Below are 5,702 nucleotides of genomic sequence, written 5' to 3'. Positions count from 1 at the left end.
ATCAATGGAATTGATGTTAAGATTATGATCATACCCTAAGTTGTAAATACGGAAAGGGAAAGCCGAAGAAGTTCCAAAATCAAACACATCGCCTTCACTGATCCATGTACCCCCACCCTGTCGGATACCCATAGCGGTAGTAGCGCCACTGGCAGTACCTTCAATATTAAAAATAAAAGGCTCACCGGGGAATCCTGCACGCTCAAAAGTTACCTGACCGGAGGTAGTACCAGTAGCTTCTGCTGGGTACTCTACAAAGAAGTTACGGTACTCCCCAGGGGGGATACTCAAGCTGAAGGGCGCTGGGTTTACCCTAAACCCTGGGGAGGCTTTTAAGTTTACCAGATCAAACACCGCATTCCCGTCATTATAGACCCTAAAGGTCCTGCTTAGGGGCACACCAAGCTCCGTTTCCGGGAAGCTATAGGCATTGGTGTCGTTATGGCCGTACTCCACAATATTTGAACCTTGGGTAAGGTGGATGTTGTTGAACTGATCGGGGAGGTTATAGCAGCTTACAGTAAAGTGGTATTTTTCCTTTAGGGGATCGTTTGTAATGATCTCTACATAGCCCAGCTGATCCGGGTCACAGGAGGCTGACAGATTGGTGATGCTAAAGGTGGCTTCTCCTCCGGGGGGTATGGAAAGGGTGTTATGTGATAGTGCATACCCTCCTTTATCACCGGTAATTAAAGCACCATCGCTTACTTTCGTAACATTCATACTGGATATTTCTAAAGCAGCATCACCTGTATTTGTGATTGTCAAATCTTGTGTTACCCCTTTCGGAATGGAAAGGTTGGAGCCAATTCCCAATGCGTTTGGAGCGCCTCCGCCAGAGGGCGAGGCACTTATAGTGGTTTGTGGGACAAATTCACTAGGAGGGGCATGAACCGTAGCGCTTAAGTTAAAATAGGCCGTAAAAACTTCCGGCTCTCCTCGCACACCAGTAAAATCATCAATGACAACATCTGCTGTATTGATATATTCTATAAACAATACATCACTGTACTCACCTGGGACAGGATTGCCTAGGCCATACTGGATGTTCACAATAGCCTCCCCATTCTCGTCATCTTGGAATAAAACTATTGGAGTTGACGAAGAGCAAAACGTAAATGATCCTGTTGGATCCTGCAATTTAAAAAAGCTATCAGGAACACAATCTATATTATCGCTCGACTCTAAATACACTTCGGTGACTATTACAGCCTTATCAAATATAGTAATTCCCTCATTTTGAAGCCGTAACGGGCCTTTTATTCTAGGGGGCTCCCCAAAAGCTAGATCGACATGATCTAAATCTATCATACCTCCAGGCACTACAAAATCTCCGTCTCCAAATATACTCTGAAAGCCCATTTGATAAGATAGAATAGGTGCGGGGATACTTGTAGCAATAATAGGTAAACGGCCTAAGACCGTATTATCAGATCGTTTTAAGATTAAATTAAGATTTCCTGAGGCTGGTTTTCTTGAAAACGGATCAAAAGGTTGTTCCCTGAGATTCATTTTCAGACCTATGGGTATAGTCGTAATAGTTCCCGGAGTTTGCCAAAAGTTACCAATTGCGCCTATTGCAGGAGGTTTAAAATCAGCGCTTGTTTCCTCAAACAAGGTGCCTTCTTTGCCAAGATAACTTACAGTAAACTCCTCTAGGTTGCTGGTGTTTTCTGAGGCATAGACCCAAATCAACTCAGGGACTGCCACCGACTCTATGGGAGTAGCCAATATGGTTTCTTCTTGAAGGAGTCCGGCTGTATCATAATATGCTAATTTAAGATCACAGTTTTTTCCCGACTCTTCACATAAATCAATTTTATTACCACCATCCACAAGGCTAAAAGTATAGTCAATCGCAGAAGATTCAACAGCGGTGCCTCTTAAAACAATGAGATGCTCTTTTATATTATTTTGCCCTTTTATTTTGGATGTAAACCATACTTCAACCTCAAAAAACCCTTCCAGGTTCTCCGGGATAAATTCAACCTCGAAATTCATATATCCCCCGGGAGAAATACTATTAACTGCTGACGGAAGTAACTCCCCGCTATAGGAACTATAGGTCCATGAAGCAAGTTTATCTGCGCTTTCAGAGCCTTTTTGCAAAAGTACCTGATCATTTATCGATGCCTTAAATTCACCCATCAATAATTCTGTTTGTTCAGACAGTATGTTTTCGAACAAAAACCCCAAATAAAGAGGGGTCCTTGGTGTAACTTCTCCAATATCAATAACGTTAAACTGATATATATTGGAAGAATTTGTTTTTTCTCTTTTTTCATGCGCATTTAAACTGATGGGGGTTTCTTCTGATTGGGCAAAGAAAAAATCAAAAGGAGTTGCATTATTACTGGGCTTCACAAAAAAACGAAATTCCCCAAAAGCATCATCAGGGACATTATCGGCATCCGTAACAATACTTATTAAAGCTTCATCATCAATACCGAGATTACGAGCTACACTAAAAAACATACTGAATCCTGATGGGATCGATAAATTTAAATTATCAAAATCTGTAGAAAGTGGTGTGTCGAAATTAGTTGAAGGATCTATTAACCTATAGCCATCACTACCCGAAATTAATATTTTCGCTATATTCAAAGGAAAAGAACCACTATTTAAAATTTCAAAATTTGAGGATAGGCCAGTCATTGGTGTTACGTCATTCGGTCTTACTATAAATGCCCTTTCTTCTGGCTCATCAGGAGAAGAAAAACGCGTCACCAATATTTGTTTTCCCGGACAAGGTGTTTCTGAGGATATTTGGCAGATATGTAAAATACTGCCTTCAAAAGAAAAGTTTTTAGGCTTTAAGGTTACCAGATGATCATCAATGATTGTTTCTTCATCAACAGGGGTAAAACGAAAAGGAAGGCGTAAACGGTTATTACCAGCGAATAGCTCCTGCTCTATTTCAGGCAACATTTCGGCTTGTACCAAGAAGGTTTTTGATCCACCTGCAGGGATTTCTACAGGCTCTTCTATCTCAGGCATTTGAATTATTAAGTTTTCTGGTTTTTGAGCAAGTTGTCCTAGATGATTTGCCAATTCAAAAGTGAAGCTTTCTTTATTTACGGTAATAGGGATCTCATCAGGGGCTTTGATTGTAATATAAAAGGCTAAAAGAGGATTTACAAAAGCTGGATCAAAAGCAACGTCTCCAAAATCAAATACGTCATTATCAAATACAAGGTCTTTCTGGCCTATAAAAAGGGTATTATCATCATCCTCTACCAGTCTAGCTATAACTTGTATAGTATACTCTCCATCGACCTCCTTAACAATGGTTCCTCTAAGAGTTTCAGTTTTATGGTTTCCCTGCGTATCTATGGCATTTAGGGTAACCCTAAAATCGCCTGTTTTGGCGTTTTTTAAAATCTCTACTCCTAAATCCCCGATATAAGTTACTCTATTAGCCGGTGCGTGGACAACAGGCTCTACACCTTGTCCCACACTGGTTTCGGTAACTTGATAATAAAAGTCTACTCCTTCTGGGGCTTCTTCATCACTCAAAAACATGTAAGGAGGGCCCCCATCTTCAATAGTCACATCTGAGTTGCTTTGATTATCAATTAGAATCTTATGGAGCACATTTTGTGTATTCTCCGGATCGGTTTTAAGAACGACTCCTTCGTCCGGTATAGGTTGGTCATCCATATCGGTGAGGGTCAGTTCCCAAAAACCATTTTCATCACCTGTCCCTGTCACTTCTATATCTATCCAAAGATTTTCAAGCTTAAAGCAATCGGGCCTGTCATTATTAAATGTTATAAGTCCCTGAACTCTTTGACCTGCAAGCCCATGTGTTTCTATCTCTAGCCGAATAACTCCATCATTTCCGGGTACTATCGTATGGGAAATTGAAGTGTCATCCATGGTCAATCTGTCGTTATTTTGTAGATCTGGACGGGGGACTAATGTGACATCAACGTTAATAGGGATCCCTTCTGTTTTGACAAAAAGGTTGATAGTGTGAGGTGTTTCTTGATTCAGAAGATCAAATTCCAAGAACGTATCGGGGGAATCCGCCTTCAATACATCTCCATTTCCTCTTTCCAAACTAAATTGATCGTCACATTTTACATTTCCGGAAAAAGGCGCCGTATACTCCGTACCCTCGGTATCACTACCTGTGAGCGTGGCTGAAAAATCCCCCGGGCTGTTTCCTGAAAAAGTAACGTTAAGTGTTCCTATGACCAACGTACTACTTGGAGGTACTATGAGCTCATTTGCTCCTTCTATTGTTATTGGATATGTTAAACCGTTTGCCATAGACCCATCATCAGTTTCTGCAAAAAACTCTTTACGTAAAGTGATTGGGCGTTTTTTACGATTTTCAAAAGCAATGGCCCGAGTAGTAGTTATATCAGCACCCTCAGGAAATTGGCTAGGATCCAAGTTAATATTTGAACCGTCTAAGACAATCAACCGTCCATTGTTATCATCGTCATCTTTAAAAACTTCTAAATTAAAGCTGAAGGGCCCTTCATTAGACTCAATGGTTACTGCGGCCGTATAGATAGCGTCCTGTACCATTTGGTCTACATTTATAGGGAAAGAACCTCGGGCCCTACCCCCCGGAATAATGGGTTGAGGGGCAGCGAATTCTACGGGTCCAAAAATGGCCGGATCACCACTTATTTCTACCGAATAGATGATAATGTCTTTGGGCTTTCCCTGTTCATCTACGTGACCATCACAGTTGCTGATTTTAAATCCTATTTTGTCAGGGGCATTGTTTAGGTTTCTAGAGACCTTTTCTCCATTACCAACTCCTGTTCCTCCAACGGTCACCACCATTTCATCACCACCGTCATCACATCGTTTGACAATTTCTTCCTCCTCTGGTCCGGTTTCTGGATCGCCCCCTGTTCCGCTTCCGGGATCTATATCTGGTATTATGATTGGAGTAATGGTTATTATAAAAGGAAGGGGGGTACCTCCTCCTCCTGCATCAACGTTATCATCAATAGCAGATAAGAGATTAATTAAATCTTGTAACTGTATAGGATTAAGTACAGCCACAGTCCCTGGGAACTTATAGGATTCCCCTGCTTCTATCCTTGTGGTGTCGCTCAATATCGATGCAGGCCATGTGATACTGATCCCATTGGCTTGATTGGGTGCTATTACAGACTCTCCGGCGGTGTTCACTAGTTCAAAATATTCCGGGGGAATACGAATGGGCCCATTCCCGGAGTTGACCAGTGTAAACTCAAAGTCAAGGGAAAGGGGCTGGGTTACCAGCATTTCCCCCATATCAAAGATCAAAGCCTCCCCGGAGGACTCCGAGAACACATTTCCGTTCCTGCTTACGATGAGCGAAAGCGGCACAAACTCCCTTTCGGGGGGTACATCGCCATTGACCTGTACGTGCTTCTCTTGACCATCTATAGTATAATTGACAGTAAACCCATAATCATAGTCTCCGTCTATATTCGTTGTTGCGCTCCGGGTCATCACAGAATCACGAGCCACAGCCACCTCAAAAGTACTGCCGCTTAGCAATGTTAGGGAAGTATTTACCGGTCCGGAGGGTGTTATGGAGACATTGGAGGCCTCCGGCGGAAGCGAAAACCTAACTTTTCCCGTATGCCTAAGAGTGCTGATATCATAGGTATCATTGTTATAGAGCAGCTCGGTAACCGGATACTTAAAATAAACCGGCTTTAAGGTTTCAACGGTTAGATCCAGGTTGT

The 5,702-nt window shown here is 42.1% G+C and carries 1 protein-coding gene; it reads right to left on the bottom strand.

The annotated features are described in order from the left end of the window. On the bottom strand, window positions 1-5,702 hold a 5,702-nt coding region (locus WBG21_RS11150), incomplete at both ends, for a hypothetical protein (RefSeq protein WP_340077912.1).

The organism is Leptobacterium meishanense (genome assembly GCF_037645805.1).
Classification (GTDB): Bacteria; Bacteroidota; Bacteroidia; order Flavobacteriales; family Flavobacteriaceae; genus Leptobacterium_A; species Leptobacterium_A meishanense.
The sequence above is the reverse complement of the archived record's forward strand: the minus strand, read 5'-3'. Positions and strand labels throughout refer to the sequence as shown.